Genomic DNA, 16150 nt, shown 5'->3' on the forward strand with positions numbered 1-16150 from the left:
CAACAGCGCTCCGGCCAGCACCCCTCTTCCGTCTTGGCGCTGCGCGCCAATCCACCTTCTCCCACAAGGGGAGAAGGCAAGACGGGGCCGCGCTTCCGACCGTCACGGCCCGGGATTGTTTCTCCCGGGCCGCGGCTGGCGCCAATCAGGCGAACGCCCCCTTCGACGCGTCCATGGAACCGTCCGGATAGATGAAGAGCCCCGTGAGAGACTTGTCCATCGCGTGGATCATGACGGAGGTGAACAGCGAGAACGACGGCACCTTCGCGGCAATCATCGGCATCGTCTCGGTCTGGAGGATCTGCTTGCGCTCCTCGAGCGAAGCCGCGCTGCGCTCCTTGTCGAGTGAGGCGTCCAGTTCGGGATCGACGATGCCCGTGATGCGCTTGGATGAGGAATGGAAATGCGTGCGCAGCACGAGGTCCGGCTCCGGCGATCCGGTCGACCAGCCGCAATCGACCATATGGCCCGGGCCACCGCCGGGGCGATCGTAGAGACGCTCGTTCCACGCCGCGATCTCCAGCACCGACAGCGTGACGGGGAACCCCTGCTCCTGCAGCATAGCAGTGATCACCTCGCCATACTCCTTGGTCTTGGGATAGAACCCGACCGAGGTGATGTATTCGAGTTCGGGCAAGCCCTGCCCCTTCGGGAAGCCTGCTTCGGCGAGGAGGGCCTGGCATTTCTCCGGACTGTATTCGGGATAATTGGGCAGGTCGATATAGCCGAACTTCACCGGCGAGACGTAATTAGCCGAGGCATGGCCGGCTTCGCCGAGGATTTCCAGCAGCATTGACCGGTCGATCGCGTGGCAGGCCGCCATGCGCACGCGCGGATCGTCGAAGGGCGGCTTGGAGCAGCGGAACCACAGATATTTGTTCTCGACCGAGACCACGCTGCTGATCGCAACCTTGTCGTTACCCTGCAGGGTCGCCACCTGCTCCGGTTCGAGCCGCTCCACGATGGACGCCTGGCCGTTCATCAGCGACAGCATGCGGGTGGTCGAATCGCCAACGAAATTGAAGCTGATGCCGGGGATGGTCGGCGCCCCGAGCAAGTAGTCCGAATAGGCTTCCAACACCGTGTCGTTGCCTCGCTGCTCGACGAACCTGTAAGGCCCGGTGCCGTTCAAGCGCTGCGAAAGTGGCCCGCTCGGCCCGGCGGCGATGTCGGTTGCCGACAGCATCGGCAGGTAGGAGGCGAGGAAGATGAACAGGTGCGCCGGATAGCCGCCCTTCGATGTGTCGACAATCACCGTGTAGTCGTCCGGCGTTGTGATCGTCAGCGTCTCGGTCGGGCCTGGATACCACTGCGCCGGCCGGTCGGGCTGCGAGCCATATTCGAAGGTCGCCTTGACGTCTTCCGCCTTGAATGGCTTTCCGTCGTGGAACTTCACCCCTTCACGCAGCTTGATCTCAAGCTTTGTCGGCTCAAGCAAGGTGATCCTTGTGGCGAGTTCGTAGATGACCTCGTCGGGTTTTTCGACGCGCATCGGCGTCCGCGTCAGGAACCCCATGACGAAACCCTCGATGTTCTTCTGCGACAGCGTCGTGTGCGCGGTCGGATCCCAGTTGCCGGTGATGTTCTCGGCCGACAGGAAGACCAGTTGCTTGCCCGCCTGCGCAGCCGCGCCTGAGACCAGGAATTCCGGGTTGATCATCATAAGCCCGGCGCCCGCTCCGAATGCCGCCATGCCTTTCATGAAATCGCGCCTGCTTGACTCGCTCATATGTGGTTCCCCTTTTTCGTTATGTGGTTTTGTGGTTTTCATTACGTTAGCCAAAACTCTCCGCTTGGCAACACAGATTCTTGCTGCGTGCTGCCGATACTGCGCCAAGAAAGGCGAAGTCGCCCTGATTTGTTGATATTTTGGGCATATGGCGTAAAAACTTTCTGCTGGAAAAGGCCGAGACGGCCCTCATTGCCCAACTAGGCGGCACGAGACTGGGTTTTGGAATGGTGTGGTTTTTTCCAAAACGTCGCAAAGCCAAACTGAGCGGAATGTCTCGCGGGAAAAAATCAGCAGTTCACCGCAACATGCGGTTGCAAATTTTCGGATGTCGGCCGGAGCACGGCGCTGAAGCATTGCTTCATCAGCAGCACGCCTCAGCGAGGGAAAAGAACCTCACCCATGCCAAGCACCGCGTTGTCGCCGCCATATTTTTGCGGCGCGTTGCCCAGCAGCGGCCGTTTCAAAATACCATCGGCGATCAGATGGCGATCGATGAGGGCGGCGAAGACGCTCTCCGGCGCGCCGCATTCGACGAAGCTCGGCGACAGGCTTTTCGGCGCGCGGTCGAGCAGGATCGAACCGCGACGCATCAAATAGCCGGGCATCTCGCCGGTGCCGCCGGCCACCACCAGCGTGCCGGCGATCATGCGGCTGCCGGCATTGTCGCCTGAGCCTTTCAGCACCGCGATCAGGCCGCGCCGCATCCGGTCGGCGGCAAAAGCGCCGGCTTTGCCCCTGACGATCAGCACGCCGCCATTCATGCCGGCCAGTTCCCCGGCGAGCGGCGCCCCAAGGTGATCGCCGGCGTTGCCTGTTATTTCAAGCCGGCCGCCACGCATGCCGGAGCCGGCATGCGGGCCTGCATTGCCTTCGATGGTGAGCGTGCCGCCGCGCATGGCGCGCCCGGCCTGGGCGCCGGCATCACCGACGACGCGAACCGAACCGCCCCGCATGCCTTCCGCCACCTGGTCGAGGCGCGCGCTGCCGCCTTCGAAGACGATGTCCAGCAGATCGTTGCCGGCGACGCGAAAAATATCGCCGACCTTCGATCCATGCTTCGACATGCCGATCCGGATTTTTTCGAAATCGCGCCGTTCGATCCCGGCAAGCCGCTCCGCCGTCAGCAGTGACAGGTCGAGGCGCTCGGGCGGCTCGGCGACAAGGGTGAAGGTCAGTGCTTTCACGGCAGCATATCCTTCAGCGAATAGATGAACTTGCCGAGCTTGCCGCCATAATTGCCGGCGCTGATGCGAACCGCGCCTCGCTTCGGCCCGAGTTCGACGACGGCCTTGATGCCGGCCTTCATCGCGGCGGCAACGGCATCGTTGGTCTCGCCGTCGATGACGATTTCCAGGACGGCATTGATGTCGGCACCGAGCTCACTCCTGACGACACCGCGCAGTGTCGGCGCGTAGGCTTCGTTGGCCGAGGCGATCATGCCCTTGTATTTACCACCGATCTTGGAACCCGAACGGGCGATGCCGCCGGGAAACGGCACGATCGCACCCGGCACCAGGCCGATCGCGGCAACCGCGGCCTCGGCGGCGGCCAAGGCCCTGGCGCTGCTTTCAGCCATGACGAAGAAATTGCCGCCGCCGACGGCGCCCTTGGTCAGCCCGGTCGTCGCTTCGCACAGGAATTCGCCATCCATGACCGGAACGCGCCAAAAATGCCTGCCGCCGATTTTCTTGGAAATCTGCCAGCCATCGCCAAAGTAACGCAGCGCCGAACCGAGCTTCAGCGCGGCGCTGCCCTGCAGTCCGGCGAAGCAGGCCGAACCCGGCGAGGTCAGGACGCACTGGCCGACGCGATTGAGCAGTTGTTTCTGCAACTCGTCGGTTCCCATCGCAAAAATCATCACGCGGCAGCCGGGCCGGCCATCCGGTGTCGCCGATGGCGGCAGTTCGACATCGATTGCCGCTTCGCAGCCGCAGCCGATCACCGAGGTGGCGAAGCCGGTCATGGTGATCGCCGCCTGGCGCGCCCATTTCCGGTTCGGCGCGGTGATGATGATGGCGGTCGCGCGCATGCCGAAGGCCTCGGCAAAGGTATCGTCGATCACTATGCCATTTACGCTCACGTTCGGCATGCAACCTCGCCGAATGGCTGTTCGCGCGCAATCGCGGAATCCGGGAAATTGAACCAGTCCAGCGACAGGCCGTAGCGCTGCTGGTGATAATCCTCGAGGCGCCGCAGCATCGCCTTGTCCGGCGACGGATTGAGCCTGAGCGCCTTGCCCCAGCGGTAGTGGGTGATCTCTCCGTCCTGCACGACGAGATCGCCGTCCTTGAAGACATACGCCGCCTGCCCCAGCATTTTCGCGATATTCTGGTCCCTGCGGTAGACAGCGATGTCGGCTGTGGCGCCGGCGCCGAGATGGCCTCGGTCCGTCAGCCCGAGCAGCCTGGCCGGGGCCGCGCGCGTCATGATGGCAATCTCCTCGAACGTGTATTCGCGGTCGATTGCGGAAAGGGTTGAGAGCGCCATGGCCGAAGGTGAAAGTCCGGCAATCATTTCGGTGCGCGCTTCCCGGCTCAACAGCAGCTCGAACAGGGCCGGATAGGCGGTAAAGGGCGCGCCGTTGGGATGATCGGTGGTGAAGAAGACACGCCACGGATCGTCGATCAGGAGAAAAAGCTCAAGCCCGATCGCCCACTGCATCGTGCCATAGAAATCCTTGCCATAGCGGTAGGGCACGATGCCGCCGCCATTGCCGTCGCCGTCATGAATGACGGATTTCTTCGGCTGCGCACTGCCACGCGCCGAAAACTGCCGCATGACGTCGGAGGAGACGGTGACCGTCTGGCCGAACATCACCTGGCCGATATCGATGGTGACTTCCGGCGTCGCGTTGACCAGTTCGGCAAGGCGCGCCGCGGCCGAGGAAAACCTGCGCTTGCCTTCCGTGCCGTAGCCATAGAACTGGAGATGGGCGAGGTGCAGCGGCAATCCTTCCGCCGCGGCGATCGTCGCGGCCGCCGTGTCCGCCGATCCGGGGCTGCCCAGATTGTTGCAATGGACATGCAGCGGATGCGGGACGCCGAGACTGGCGACGGCGGCTTGTAGCGTCTTGACGATCTTGCGCGAGCTGACGCCATAGGAAGGCACCACATCGTCCAGCGAGAAGGTGCGGACGTTTTCCTTGAAGGCGGCCGCCGCGCCGGCGTTGATCACCTTCACCCCAAGCGCCCGCGTCGAGGCGACCGTCCAGGCGACATAGTCCTCGATCATCGTTGAGGAGGCGTCGTCACGGATCATCGACAGCAGGAAATCGTCGTTGCCAAGAATGGCGAGCGTCGCCTTGTCGATGATCGGGATGTCGGCCAGTTCGAGATGGGTGTGAAGTGCGGCTCCCGGCGACATCGCCGGCTCGACAACCGTGGTGAAACCCATCTTGGCGTAGAGGCAGCCGGTCTGGAAAGTCGACCAGCCGGCATTGGAGAGCGGCGTCGTCGCCGGCCGCGCCTGGTGTGCGGCGTGCTGCTCCGGCAACAGCAACCGTGCCGTATTCACGTTGCCGCCGCCGATGTGGGAATGGATGTCGATGGCGCCCGCCATCACGATGCAGCCGGCAGCGTCGATGGTCCGGTCGGCAGCGCCACCCGCCGGCGCCGCAACGATCTGGTCGTCGCTGATCCACAGGTCGCCCTTGCCGAGACGGCTGTTGACCGGATCGATGATGTCGCCGCCGGCGATTTTCGTCAGCATGGCAACGCCGCCTCGGCGGAGACATGACTGGCAACCAGCCGGATAACAGTCGCAGCAGACGGCAGTTCGGACGCCGCTCGCGCCTCGACCGACCGCAGTGAACCGGTGCGGCTGGAATAGACCACCGCCTGGTGATCGACGCCGGCTTCGCCGATGGCGATGGTGACCGCAGCACCCGCGACCGGCTCAGGCGTTTTCGCCAGGGCGATCAGCGCCATGCGGTTCCTTTTCTTCTGCGGCTGGACAATCGAGGACGAGATCCGCAGGTGCAGGTCGGCTTCGCCGGCAGCGATCATGCGCGCGACATCGTAACGCCAGGGATCGAACTCCGGGAAGCCGCGCGCAAAGCCGGTGCGCAGCGGAAAACCGGTCATCCAGGTCGAGGCGAGCGCGCTTCCCCAGCCATTTTCGCTCGCCGGCAGATGCAGGCCGGATGCGCGTGACTTGCGGTTAAGATCGGCAATCAGCCCTTGCAGCATCTCCAGCGCCAGCCCCTCGGTTGCGTCGCCTGAAAACAGGAAGACGGGAAAATGCGCAGCCTCCAGGGCTTTGGCAAAATCGTCGAAATTCGACACCGGCTGCGATGTCTGGCGCCCCCTCCACTGCGCCCTCAGTGCCGCCAGCGTCGCGCCGAGGCTTACCTCGCCGCAGGACAGCAGCGTCGCCGTCCGCCCGTTGCTCAACGGCGGCGCAGACGTCCCGTTCGACCCGACCACAAAGATTTCGCGCTGATTCCTGGCCGAGAGATCGGGGGCCGAGAGATCGGGAACCGTCTCGGCAAGCTCGCCGACAAATTGATGATGGATCTGCGGGAGTTCGCCGACGATCACCACGACATCGGCGCGCCGGCGCGTCTCGCCGGGCGCGACGGTCATCGCGCCTTTGTCGGTAAAAAGCGCGGCCTCCCGGGAAACTGCCGCGCCATCGGCATGATCATATGCCGCGCCAACCCGCTCAGCCAGCGCGATCGCCGCCCTGGTGCCGTGTATATCCGTATCCAGGCTGAAAACCGGGCACCGGCTTGACCCCAACAGCGCGGCGGCATGTGCGGCCGCGCGCTCGACCAGCGTTTCCCGGTTGCCGATCCAAGCAACCGCCATTCACTACGCTACTTTCTGGTGCCGGCCCGATCCTAGACGAAACTGGATTGGCCGTGAACCCCGCCTGTCAGCAGATTAGCGAATGTTTTCTTACGCCATCAACAAATTCCGACCGCGCTTAATCATATTTGATGTAAGCGAAGCGCTGATCGGTCGGCGGAGTGCCTTCCAGCCCGCCGCCTTCCCGGGCCGGCTGCCACTGGACGACCTCCTCGATCTTTTTGGCCAGCTCGAAGTCTTTGTCGGTGATGCCCTTGGCCGCATGGTTCATCAGGCGCACCTCGACCCAGGCGTAGGAAGCCGTGATGTCGGGGTGGTGCCATGCCGCCTCGGCGAGATGGCCGACCGTGTTGATGACCATCAGTGTCGATTTCCAGCTGTGGGTCTTATATTTGCGCCGGATCCAGCCGTTCTCGTAATACCATTTCGGCAGTTCCTTCTCGAGCCGGTCGGCAATCTCGGCTTCCGAATAGACCTTTTCCTTGGGCGTCTCGTTCATCTCGACCTCCGCGAATTGCCCGGTCCGTTCTCGCGCCGAGCCAAAAGAAGATAAAACGAATGCACTCTCTGCGGCTTGCCCCTTCGGCGAAAACAGCTATCATGGCGACGGGCACCTAAACTTCCATGATGCGTCTATGATGCACCCATCGGGGGGTAGATGTCGAATTCTGTTACCTTACAAGTGCCCGCCCGCCTGCATCTTGGCTTCCTCGATCTCAACGGCGATACCGGGCGTCGCTTTGGCAGCGTCGGGCTGCCGCTGAGCGAACCCGAAACAACAGTCACCCTGTCACGGTCCAGCGAGACCATCGTCGAAGGCGCCGAGAGCCGTCGCGCCGGCGAACATCTGGCGACGCTCTGCAGCCATCTCGGCATTCGCGGTCAGCACCGTCTGGTGGTCGAACAGTCGATCCCGAGCCATGCCGGCCTGGGCTCCGGTACGCAGATCGCCCTTGCCGTCGCCGCGGCGCTGCGCACGCTCCACAAACTGCCTCTCGATATCGGCAGCGATGCGACCCTGCTCGATCGCGGCGGACGATCCGGCATCGGCATCGCCAGCTTCGAAAGCGGTGGCGTCATTGTCGACGCCGGCAAGGACGACAGCGGCAGGCCGCCGCCGGTCGTGGCGCGACTGCCTTTCCCGGAAGAGTGGCGCGTCATCCTGATCCTCGACCATGGCGGGCATGGACTGCATGGCGATGCCGAGATCGCGGCATTTCGTTCGCTGCCACCCTTCCCGGCATCCGGCAGCGGTGAGATCTGCCGGCGGGTGCTGATGGGCATCATGCCGGCTCTTGTCGAGCACGACCTGCCAGCCTTTGGCGCCGCCGTCGCCGCGATCCAGATGCTGATCGGCACCCATTTCGCCCCGGCGCAAGGCGGCGTGTTCACCTCCAGGCGGGTCGAGAGCGTTGCCCACGCTCTCAACGAAGCAGGCGCCGTCGGCATCGGCCAGAGCTCGTGGGGGCCGACAGGGTTTGCCTTCGCCCCATCGCAAGACGCTGCAGTCGGCTTCGTCAATGCGGTTCAGCAGACAGTTGAAGACGGCATCGAGATCAGGATCGTCAAGGGCAGGAATTCCGGCGCGAAGATCAGTTCGACCAGACTTGATCTCGTCGGCAGCTGACGGCTGGGCAACCCGATCAGGTTCAAGAGGAAAGGCGAGAAATGGCCCGCAAACACATCCTGCACATGCTGACGCCGTTGAAGCATATGAGCCCTTTCGACGTGAACATGGCGCTCGATGCAGGTTTCGACGCCGTCGTCCCCTATGTCGATGTAAACCTGGGAGAGGTGACAGGCCTCGTGCAGGACGCGATCTTCTCGCGCCCGCCCGATGCGGGCGTCGATACCGGCATTTTTATCGCCGGCAAGGATGCCTCGCTGGCGCTCGACATGTTCGACGCAGCGCGAAAGGCGATGGTGCCGCCTTTCCAGGTTTCGGTATTCGCCGATCCGGCCGGCTCGTTCACCACGGCCGCGGCGATGGTGGCCAAGGTCGAAAAAGCGCTGGAGAAGAAATTCGAGCGCGGGCTGAGAGACACCAGGATCGCTGTCTTCGGCGCCACCGGCGTCGTCGGCTTCTGCACCGCCGTGATCGCCGCCAGGGAAGGCGCCCAGGTCACGCTGGTCGGCCATGACGGCATCGAAAGGGTCAAGCAGATCGCGGCCGAGATCAAAAGCCGGTTCAACATAGCCGTCGATGCGGCCGACGGGTCGAGCGACGCCCGCAAGACGAAGCTGGTAGAGGCGAGCGAGGTGATCCTGGCGTGCGCCAAGGCCGGCGTCCAGGTGGTCTCGAAAGCCCAGTTGAAAGGCGACGGCCTGCTTATTGCCGCCGACGTCAACGCGGTCCCGCCGGCCGGCATCGAAGGCGTGGCCGTCAATGCCAATGGCGATCCGCTCGAAGCGGCAAAAGCTGTCGGCATTGGTCCGCTCGCCATCGGCAACGTGAAATACAAGGTCGAATTCGGCCTCTTCAAAAGAATGATCGAATCCGAAAAAACCATCACCCTCGATTTCCAGGAAGCATTTTCCCTTGCACGCGAGACTGCCAAATAACGCCGGAACTCTGCTGATCGCGGCGATTTCGGGCCGGGCGCTGGCTGCCGCTGCGCGCCGCGCCGGCTATCGTCCACTGGTCGCCGATTTCTTCTGCGACATCGACACGGTCGCGCTTGCCGAGCGCGCGACGATGCTGCCGGGCGACCTGCAAGGCGGCATCGACGGCGAGCGCATCATCGAGACGCTTCGGCACCTGGCCGGAGACGACCAGCCGGTCGCCATTGTCCTGGGCTCGGGCTTCGAGCGGATGACGGAGACCGTCGACGAGATCGCGCGCCATTTTCCGCTCGCCGGCAACAGCGGCGCCGCGATCCGCAGGATCAAGGACCCGCAATTGCTGGCCGCCGATTGCGCCGAACTCGGCATTCCGCATCCGGAATTCCAATGCGACCCGCCGCCCGATCCGGAGAACTGGGTGGTCAAGACCGCGGGCGGCGCCGGCGGCGCGCATATCAGACGGGCCGCCGGAGAAACCCAGATACTACAGTGTCAGGCTCCTGGCGGCCGCTATTTCCAGCGTTTCGTTGCCGGCCGCAGCATCTCGGCCCTGTTCGTCGGCGACGGCCAAAGCGCTGACATCGTCGGCTTCAGCCAACAATGGGCGTCGCCTGCCCCGGCAGCGCCCTATCGCTATGGCGGCGCCGTGCGGTTGAGGCGCTTCGATCGTAGACGGGCGGCGATGATCCGCGGCTGGCTTTCAGGTCTGGCGCGCCGCGCCGGCCTGGTTGGATTGTGCAGCGCCGATCTCATTCGCGGACCGGATGGCTACAAGCTCATCGAGATCAATCCGCGGCCCGGCGCCACGCTCGACATTTTCGACGATGCCGACGCGCCACTGATCGAAGCGCATCTGCGCGCCGCGGCGGGCAAGAAATTCCGTCTGCCGCGCTTCGTCGATTCGATGGCGTCGATGGTGACCTATGCGGCGGCGCCGATCGCCCGCTTTCCATCGATTGCCTGGCCTGAATGGACTGCCGACCATCAGTCGCCCGGCACCCGGCTGATTGCCGGCGATCCGGTCTGCACCATCTTCGCGCGCGGTCCGAGCGCCGATCTGACCAGGCGGCTGATCAAGGGACAAGCCAGCCGATTGCAACACCAATGGGAAGGAGACCGGACATGAAAGACGGTTCGGCATTCCTCAACGACAATGCGCAGCGCATCATCGACGGCATGATCGGCGACGCCGAACGCCTGCGTATCGGCGTTTCCACCGGGCCATTGGGCGAGTGCCTGATCGACGCCGGCGTCAAGGCCGCCGGCGGCGTCGAGGCCGGGCTGCGCATGGCGGAAGCCGCGATGGGCGGCCTCGGCAGCATTTCGGTGTGCATGGACCGTGCGTCGCCAAAATGGCCGTTCACCATCGAAGTGCGGTCGTCGCAGCCAGTGCTTGCCTGCCTGGGCAGCCAGTATGCGGGCTGGAACCTGTCGAGCCAGGATTATTTCGCCATGGGATCGGGACCGGCGCGGGCACTCGCCCGGGTCGAACCGCTGTTCGAAACACTCTCCTATCGCGACACCGCGTCATCCGCCGTGCTGATCCTGGAGGCCGCCAAACCGCCGCCCCAGGCGATCGTCGAGAAGGTCGGCAGGGCAACGGGATTGCCAACCGAAAAGCTCACCTTCCTCTATGCGCCGACACAAAGCCTGGCGGGCGGCGTGCAGATCGTTGCGCGCGCGCTCGAGGTCGCCCTGCACAAGACCAACGATCTCAAATTTCCGCTGGACAACGTTGTCGACGGCATCGGCACGGCGCCTATCCCCGCCCCGCATCCGGATTTCCTGACCGCCATGGGCAGAACCAACGACGCCATCATCTATGGCGGCAGCGTCCAGCTGTTTGTAAAAGGCTCGGCGAAAGACGCCAGCGAGCTCGCGGAGCGGTTGCCGAGCCACGCCTCGCGCGACCACGGCCACCCCTTCGCCGAGATCTTCAAGCGGTTCAAGGGAGATTTCTATGCCATCGATCCGCTGCTGTTCAGCCCGGCCGAAGTGATCGTCACGGCGATCGAGACTGGCGATACGTTCCGCGCCGGCGAGCGGAATCTGCAGATGCTCGAACGGAGTCTCGGTTAGACCATGGCGCTGCAATGGATTGGTCTGTCATCCGCCTGCCGGGACGCTCGTTCCGGCTTTTGGTATACCAGTATCCAAGGCGCGACATGATCCCTCGCATCCTGATCGTCAGCGACGTCTCGGACGCCCGCTCCAAGGGCCTGGCGGCAAGGCTGGAGCGGCGCGGCGCCGTGGTCACAACCGTGCCGCTGGCGGCGATCGCGTTCGACACCGGCAGCCCGAGCGGACTGTCGATCCCCGGTTTCGACGGCGCGCTGCCCGACGCCGTGCTTGTCCGTTCGATCGCCGCCGGATCGTTCGAAGCGGTCACCCGGCGTCTCGGCGTGCTGCACGCATTCGGCAAGCTTTCCATTCCGGTATGGAATTCCGCGCAGGCGATAGAACGCTGCGTCGACAAGTCGATGACGACCTTCCTGCTGAAGAATGCCGGCCTGCCGACGCCGCCGACATTCGCGGTCGAGGGTCTTGCCATGGCCGAAGCGCTCGCCAGACGCGAACTGCCGTTCACGCCGCTGGTGCTAAAACCGCTTTTCGGCGCCCAGGGCCGCGGCATCCGGCTGATCGAAACACTGTCCGACCTCCCCGCCGAGGACGAGGTGGACGGCGTCTACTATCTCCAGCATTACGTGCCGCGCCCCGGCCCGCCTTTCCGCGATTTTCGCGTGTTCGTCTGCGCCGGCGAGGTTTTGGCGATGATGAGCCGCCGTGGCGACGACTGGATCACCAATGTCAATCGCGGGGCGCTGCCCGAGCAAGTCTCGGGGCAGGTTTCGGGGCATGGCGAAACCGAACTGGCGGCGCTGGCACGGGCCGCCGCCGCCGCTATCTCAGCGGATTTCGCCGGCGTCGATATCGTGCCGGCGGCAGACGGCAAGCTGTTGGTGCTGGAGGTCAACAGCATGCCCGCCTGGTCCGGGCTTCAATCGGTCGTCGCGGTCAACATCGCCGATGCGATTGCCGACGCCCTGCTGAAATTCCTGGCTGATCGCCCAGCTGATCACCCAGAGGCGGCGGCAGCGCGACCCTACCGCCTCACCGCGCCGGCGAATTCGTGACCGACGGCATGGCGCATTCGCGAGAACGCCTCCGGGCTGCCTACAAGGACGCCTGCCGGATGGAGATCGAGGCGCTGAAACCGGGCAACGTCCATCTGTTCGCCGACGGGCACGGCATGTCCGCCGCCCAGTTCATGACCAGCGCGGAGGTCTCGTCCGTCCCGCTGACCGATCCGCGCCTGCCGGTAGGACAGCGCATGCTGGAAGCGGTCCGCGCGACACGCCTGGCGGTCGCGACCAATACCAATCTCGGTATCATCCTTCTCGCAGGGCCCCTGCTATGCGCCGCTGAAATGGGGCGCGCCCAACTGCACGACAATCGACTGCGCGACAATCTCGACGCGGTGCTGCGCGCGATGAGCATGGACGATACCAGGGCGGTGTTCGATGCGATCGTCGCCGCCGCGCCGGGCGGTCTCGGAGAGGCGGCGAACGATGTGCGGCAGGAGCCGAAGGTTCATCTGCTCGAAGCCATGCGCGAGGCGGCCCACCGCGACATGATCGCCCGCCAGTATGTTACCGGTTTCGGCGACGTGTTCGGCGTCGGGCTTGCGGCTCTTGAAGCCGCCTTGGCGCGCGGCGAAGGCGGCATGTGGCCGACGGTATTCGCCTATATGGCGTTTCTCGCCGGCTTCCCTGACAGTCATGTGGTGCGCAACCATGGCGCTGAAGTCGCAAATCAGGCGCGGCAAGAAGCCCTTGCCGTTGAAGCGGCGCTGCATGCCAGCGACCACGAGGCGTCACGCATTCGTCTGCTCATGGAGCTCGACCGCCGGCTGAAAGCGAACAACGTCAACCCCGGCACGTCGGCCGACCTGACCGTGGCTACTCTTTTAGTCCACACCCTCGGCGTTCAGCTTGCATAATCGCAACGTTGGTGGTTGACTTTCAGGAGCGGAAGCTGGGCTTCCGCGGCTATCCAGCCAACCGGTCCGGATCTCCGGGCGCTGCCAACAAGGATAGCTGTCCATCGAGCGCTCGCTCGGTTTGCGGCGTCTTTGGACACCATAACTGTGTCTTGGAGGAAAATTGGCATGGCAAAGATCTCGAAAGTAATGGTCGGTGAATCGCTGGTAGGAGACGGCAACGAAGTGGCGCATGTCGACCTGCTCATCGGCCCACGGGGGAGCGCAGTCGAAACAGCATTTTGCAACGCGCTGACCAACAACAAGGACGGCTTTACCTCCCTTTTGGCGGTGATCGCGCCCAATCTTCAGTGCAAGCCCAACACCGTGATGTTCAACAAGGTCACGATCAAGGGCGCCAAGCAGGCGGTGCAGATGTTCGGCCCGGCCCAGCATGCAGTCGCAAAGGCCGTGCAGGACAGCGTCGCCGATGGGACCATTCCTGCCAATGAGGCGGACGACCTGTTCATCTGCGTCGGCGTTTTCATCCACTGGGACGCCGCCGACGACGCCAAGATCCAGAAGTACAATTACGAAGCGACGAAGGAAGCCATCCAACGCGCCGTTGCAGGAACGCCGACGGCCGCCGAAGCCACGGATAAGCGGGACCAAGTGAAGCATCCGTTCGCGGCTTAGACAAGAGACAGCCCCGCACAGGCAAAACCCTCCGCGGAGCCGGATGGTCTGTTGCGCCGCCTGAAAAAGCTTCTGGGCCTTTAGAGCACCGGACAAAGAGCCTGCCCTCGGGCCTGACCCGAGGGTGGACCGGTTTTGGGAAATCCGATGCTCCAGCAAAGAGATAGAGCGGCGAGACGATCGACTTGACGGCCCGCCGCTCTACAAGGCCCAGTTTCCGAGGCCGAAGTTCGAGGCGAAGTCAGGTGCCAAGCGTTGCGAGGTGCCCCGGCGTGAGCGTGCCGTCATGCAGCGAGGTCGCAACCAGCGCCGCGGCGATACCGAGTGACGAAAGGGCGCGAATGTCAGCCTCATTGCGGACCCCGCCGGCCGCGATGACGGAGCGGCTTCCAGCCTTCGCCTTGATCGCCTTGAGCCGCGTGAAATCGGGACCGGAGGCGGAACCGACCTTGGCCAATGTCATGACGATCACCTTTTGCGGCCAAAGCGCCGGCTCGTCGAGAAATGATGCCGGACCGCGAAACCCATCGTCGAAGAAATCCAGCGACAGGATAAGCTCCGGATGATCGCAAAAACGCCGCAACAGCGCGTCGTCCTGCTGCGATTCGGACCCCACGACCGGGCAAAGCCAAGATTCGGCAAGTGCCGCCGAAAGTGTTTTCTCGTCGGTGACGCCGGCATCGACCCAAAGCTCCGGCGGCTCCGCCATCGCCTTCAGCCGGGCAAGCGCGCCGCTGTTTGGCGTTCCGCCTTCGATGGCATCGAGATCGGCGATATAGAAGGTCGGAAAAGGGTAAAGCCGGCGCAGGCCCTCAGTGACCGCAACGACATCGGAAGTTTGGCTAAGCGGCGTGACGATCGGCCTGTAGCGATCGCGTTTTCCTTGCTGGGCGCGCACCACCTCGCCGCCTTTCAGGTCAAGAACCGGAATGATACGCAACGCTCTTTTTCTCGCTGACCAACTGCCCCTGACCAACTCTGATGAAAGCTTGAAGTGTGGAAAAAAGAAAGAGCATCGTTGCCGGCTTCGATATTGGCGGCGCCCATCTGAAGGTGACGCGTGCGCAAGACGGCCGCATCGTCGAGGCTGTAACGATCGCCACGCCGCTTTGGCTAGGGCTCCATACCCTGACCTCGGCATTCGAGGAAACCGCTCCGATCTATGCCGGCGCCGATCTCAACGCATTCACCATGACCGGCGAACTGGCGGACGTCTTTCCCTCCCGCGCCGCCGGCGTCGCGGCCCTGCTGGATGAGATTTCAGCGCGGGTCCCAGGCGAAAACCTGATTTATGCCGGACCGTCCGGATTTGTCGGGGTCGAGCAGGCAGCGCGGCTGAGCGCCGATGTCGCCTCCGCCAACTGGCATGCGACAGCGTCATTGGTGGCGAAACTCGCCGGCGATGCCCTGTTCGTCGACATGGGATCGACCACCACCGACATCATCGCCATTAGAAATGGCGCCGTCGCCAATGACGGCTACACCGATGCCGGACGGCTGCTGAGCGGGGAACTGGTCTATACCGGCTTCACCAGGACGTTCCTGTTCGGTGTCGCCTCGTCGGCTCCCGTCCGCGGCAGGCTGTCACCGCTGATGAACGAGTATTTCGCCTCGATCGCCGACGCGCACCGGATCCTCGGGGTGCTCGACGAAAAGGACGACAGGCACGCTTCCGCTGACGGCAAGGAAAAGACGATCGATGGCTCGATCGCGCGGCTGGCGCGCATGATCGGGCGCGACGCCACCGAGCTGACCCTGTCGGAATGGCATGAAATCGCGCGCTGGTTCAGCGAACAGCAATTGCGCAAGATCCACGACGCAGCGTCCCTGGTTGCCGGGTCCCTTGCCCGGGATGCGCCGATCGTCGGCGCCGGGACCGGCCGCTGGCAGATTAGGCGGCTGGCCGAACGCATGCAACGCCGCTTCGTCGATTTCGCCGAGATCATCCCCGCAGATGACGCCGTTCGCGGCGAAGCCAGCAGCGTGGCGCCCGCGTCAGCGGTGGCGCTGCTGGCGGGATTTCAATCGTAGGTGCTGTATCATGGCCATCCGATCAATCGGGGAGATGAGATATTTCCCCCGGCTCGAAAGATCCCCGACCCGTACCAGCGCAGGTCGCAACAGGGTGGAAGGTTCGCGTTCGGCACCCGCTCGGCGCATGTCCGGTTCGCGGCCCATCTCAGCCGTAGAGATCGGCTTCGCAGCTTCCTGAAAGCAGACCTTCCCGGCGATCACGCTGGAGGTCGTAGTTGCGCCAATAGCAGTCAGCCAGATGCATACTCGCGGATGACCGCAATGGGGCCGAAGAACGAACCCGCTGCGCGGGATGGGCGCGTGGGGTGAGGTAGAGATCACGAACCGGACGTCGCGCTC

General features: G+C 63.7%; 16 protein-coding genes. 8 read left to right on the forward strand and 8 right to left on the reverse strand.

What is annotated here, in order from left to right; translation table 11 throughout:
- Positions 1-145 precede the first annotated feature (145 nt).
- The 6 genes from AC0L2V_RS31670 to AC0L2V_RS31695 all read right to left on the reverse strand — a co-directional run bounded on the left by AC0L2V_RS31670 (position 146) and on the right by AC0L2V_RS31695 (position 7039).
- Positions 146-1729, reverse strand: coding sequence for an ABC transporter substrate-binding protein (locus AC0L2V_RS31670; RefSeq protein ID WP_473513435.1), 1584 nt, complete (start codon positions 1727-1729; stop codon positions 146-148).
- A gap of 377 nt (positions 1730-2106) precedes the next feature.
- Positions 2107-2916, reverse strand: coding sequence for a formylmethanofuran dehydrogenase subunit C (locus AC0L2V_RS31675; protein WP_473522121.1), 810 nt, complete (start codon positions 2914-2916; stop codon positions 2107-2109).
- Positions 2913-3821: a formylmethanofuran--tetrahydromethanopterin N-formyltransferase gene (gene fhcD, locus AC0L2V_RS31680; RefSeq protein ID WP_473522122.1), complete on the reverse strand. Its 909-nt coding sequence runs from the start codon at positions 3819-3821 to the stop codon at positions 2913-2915. Before fhcD ends, AC0L2V_RS31675 begins: the two co-directional genes overlap by 4 nt.
- Positions 3809-5440: a formylmethanofuran dehydrogenase subunit A gene (locus AC0L2V_RS31685; RefSeq protein WP_473522123.1), complete on the reverse strand. Its 1632-nt coding sequence runs from the start codon at positions 5438-5440 to the stop codon at positions 3809-3811. The genes fhcD and AC0L2V_RS31685 overlap by 13 nt, the downstream gene beginning before the upstream one ends.
- Positions 5434-6540 (reverse strand): tungsten formylmethanofuran dehydrogenase, encoded by a 1107-nt coding sequence (locus AC0L2V_RS31690; RefSeq protein ID WP_473522124.1) that lies wholly within the window; start codon positions 6538-6540, stop codon positions 5434-5436. Before AC0L2V_RS31690 ends, AC0L2V_RS31685 begins: the two co-directional genes overlap by 7 nt.
- A 118-nt stretch (positions 6541-6658) precedes the next feature.
- Positions 6659-7039 carry a 4a-hydroxytetrahydrobiopterin dehydratase gene (locus AC0L2V_RS31695; protein WP_473522125.1) on the reverse strand — a complete coding sequence of 127 codons (381 nt, stop codon included), beginning with the start codon at positions 7037-7039 and terminating at the stop codon, positions 6659-6661.
- Between the two features lie 159 nt (positions 7040-7198).
- On the opposite strand from AC0L2V_RS31695, the gene AC0L2V_RS31700 reads away from it, so the two are divergent.
- From AC0L2V_RS31700 to fae, 7 genes are all read left to right on the forward strand, one after another.
- The gene (locus tag AC0L2V_RS31700) at positions 7199-8167 is read left to right on the forward strand and encodes a beta-ribofuranosylaminobenzene 5'-phosphate synthase family protein (RefSeq protein ID WP_473513443.1); all 969 of its coding nucleotides are present in this window, start codon (positions 7199-7201) and stop codon (positions 8165-8167) included.
- Positions 8168-8208: 41 nt separating this feature from the next.
- Positions 8209-9102: an NAD(P)-dependent methylenetetrahydromethanopterin dehydrogenase gene (locus AC0L2V_RS31705; protein WP_473522126.1), complete on the forward strand. Its 894-nt coding sequence runs from the start codon at positions 8209-8211 to the stop codon at positions 9100-9102.
- Entirely contained in the window at positions 9080-10228 is a 1149-nt protein-coding gene (locus AC0L2V_RS31710; protein ID WP_473522127.1) for an ATP-grasp domain-containing protein, read from the forward strand. The genes AC0L2V_RS31705 and AC0L2V_RS31710 overlap by 23 nt, the downstream gene beginning before the upstream one ends.
- Positions 10225-11181 carry a methenyltetrahydromethanopterin cyclohydrolase gene (gene mch, locus AC0L2V_RS31715; protein WP_473522128.1) on the forward strand — a complete coding sequence of 319 codons (957 nt, stop codon included), beginning with the start codon at positions 10225-10227 and terminating at the stop codon, positions 11179-11181. The genes AC0L2V_RS31710 and mch overlap by 4 nt, the downstream gene beginning before the upstream one ends.
- 86 nt (positions 11182-11267) lie before the next feature.
- A complete protein-coding gene (locus AC0L2V_RS31720; RefSeq protein WP_473522133.1) occupies positions 11268-12236 on the forward strand; it encodes an ATP-grasp domain-containing protein in 969 nt (322 codons plus the stop codon).
- Positions 12237-12295: 59 nt separating this feature from the next.
- Entirely contained in the window at positions 12296-13102 is an 807-nt protein-coding gene (locus tag AC0L2V_RS31725) for a triphosphoribosyl-dephospho-CoA synthase (protein WP_473522129.1), read from the forward strand.
- 168 nt (positions 13103-13270) lie between these two features.
- Positions 13271-13777, forward strand: coding sequence for a formaldehyde-activating enzyme (fae, locus tag AC0L2V_RS31730; RefSeq protein ID WP_023797737.1), 507 nt, complete (start codon positions 13271-13273; stop codon positions 13775-13777).
- 241 nt (positions 13778-14018) lie between these two features.
- Here the strand turns inward: fae and AC0L2V_RS31735 are convergent, their stop codons facing one another.
- Positions 14019-14717 carry a HisA/HisF-related TIM barrel protein gene (locus tag AC0L2V_RS31735; RefSeq protein WP_473522130.1) on the reverse strand — a complete coding sequence of 233 codons (699 nt, stop codon included), beginning with the start codon at positions 14715-14717 and terminating at the stop codon, positions 14019-14021.
- A 56-nt stretch (positions 14718-14773) separates the two neighbouring features.
- Here AC0L2V_RS31735 and AC0L2V_RS31740 point away from each other — a divergent pair, with 56 nt between their 5' ends.
- The gene (locus tag AC0L2V_RS31740) at positions 14774-15808 is read left to right on the forward strand and encodes a hydantoinase/oxoprolinase family protein (protein WP_473522131.1); all 1035 of its coding nucleotides are present in this window, start codon (positions 14774-14776) and stop codon (positions 15806-15808) included.
- Positions 15809-15956: 148 nt separating this feature from the next.
- Here the strand turns inward: AC0L2V_RS31740 and AC0L2V_RS31745 are convergent.
- A partial coding sequence (locus AC0L2V_RS31745; RefSeq protein ID WP_473522132.1) for a hypothetical protein occupies positions 15957-16150 on the reverse strand: 194 nt, incomplete at its 5' end.

The organism is Mesorhizobium sp. WSM4814, assembly GCF_055811595.1.

Bases quoted from the DNA above. Each gene is read 5' to 3' on its own strand.
- AC0L2V_RS31670 (WP_473513435.1), bottom strand. From the start codon at position 1,729: ATGAGCGAGTCAAGCAGGCGCGATTTCATGAAAGGCATGGCGGCATTC.
- fhcD (WP_473522122.1), bottom strand. From the start codon at position 3,821: ATGCCGAACGTGAGCGTAAATGGCATAGTGATCGACGATACCTTTGCC.
- AC0L2V_RS31685 (WP_473522123.1), bottom strand. From the start codon at position 5,440: ATGCTGACGAAAATCGCCGGCGGCGACATCATCGATCCGGTCAACAGC.
- AC0L2V_RS31690 (WP_473522124.1), bottom strand. From the start codon at position 6,540: ATGGCGGTTGCTTGGATCGGCAACCGGGAAACGCTGGTCGAGCGCGCG.
- AC0L2V_RS31695 (WP_473522125.1), bottom strand. From the start codon at position 7,039: ATGAACGAGACGCCCAAGGAAAAGGTCTATTCGGAAGCCGAGATTGCC.
- AC0L2V_RS31700 (WP_473513443.1), top strand. From the start codon at position 7,199: ATGTCGAATTCTGTTACCTTACAAGTGCCCGCCCGCCTGCATCTTGGC.
- AC0L2V_RS31705 (WP_473522126.1), top strand. From the start codon at position 8,209: ATGGCCCGCAAACACATCCTGCACATGCTGACGCCGTTGAAGCATATG.
- mch (WP_473522128.1), top strand. From the start codon at position 10,225: ATGAAAGACGGTTCGGCATTCCTCAACGACAATGCGCAGCGCATCATC.
- AC0L2V_RS31720 (WP_473522133.1), top strand. From the start codon at position 11,268: ATGATCCCTCGCATCCTGATCGTCAGCGACGTCTCGGACGCCCGCTCC.
- AC0L2V_RS31725 (WP_473522129.1), top strand. From the start codon at position 12,296: ATGGAGATCGAGGCGCTGAAACCGGGCAACGTCCATCTGTTCGCCGAC.
- fae (WP_023797737.1), top strand. From the start codon at position 13,271: ATGGCAAAGATCTCGAAAGTAATGGTCGGTGAATCGCTGGTAGGAGAC.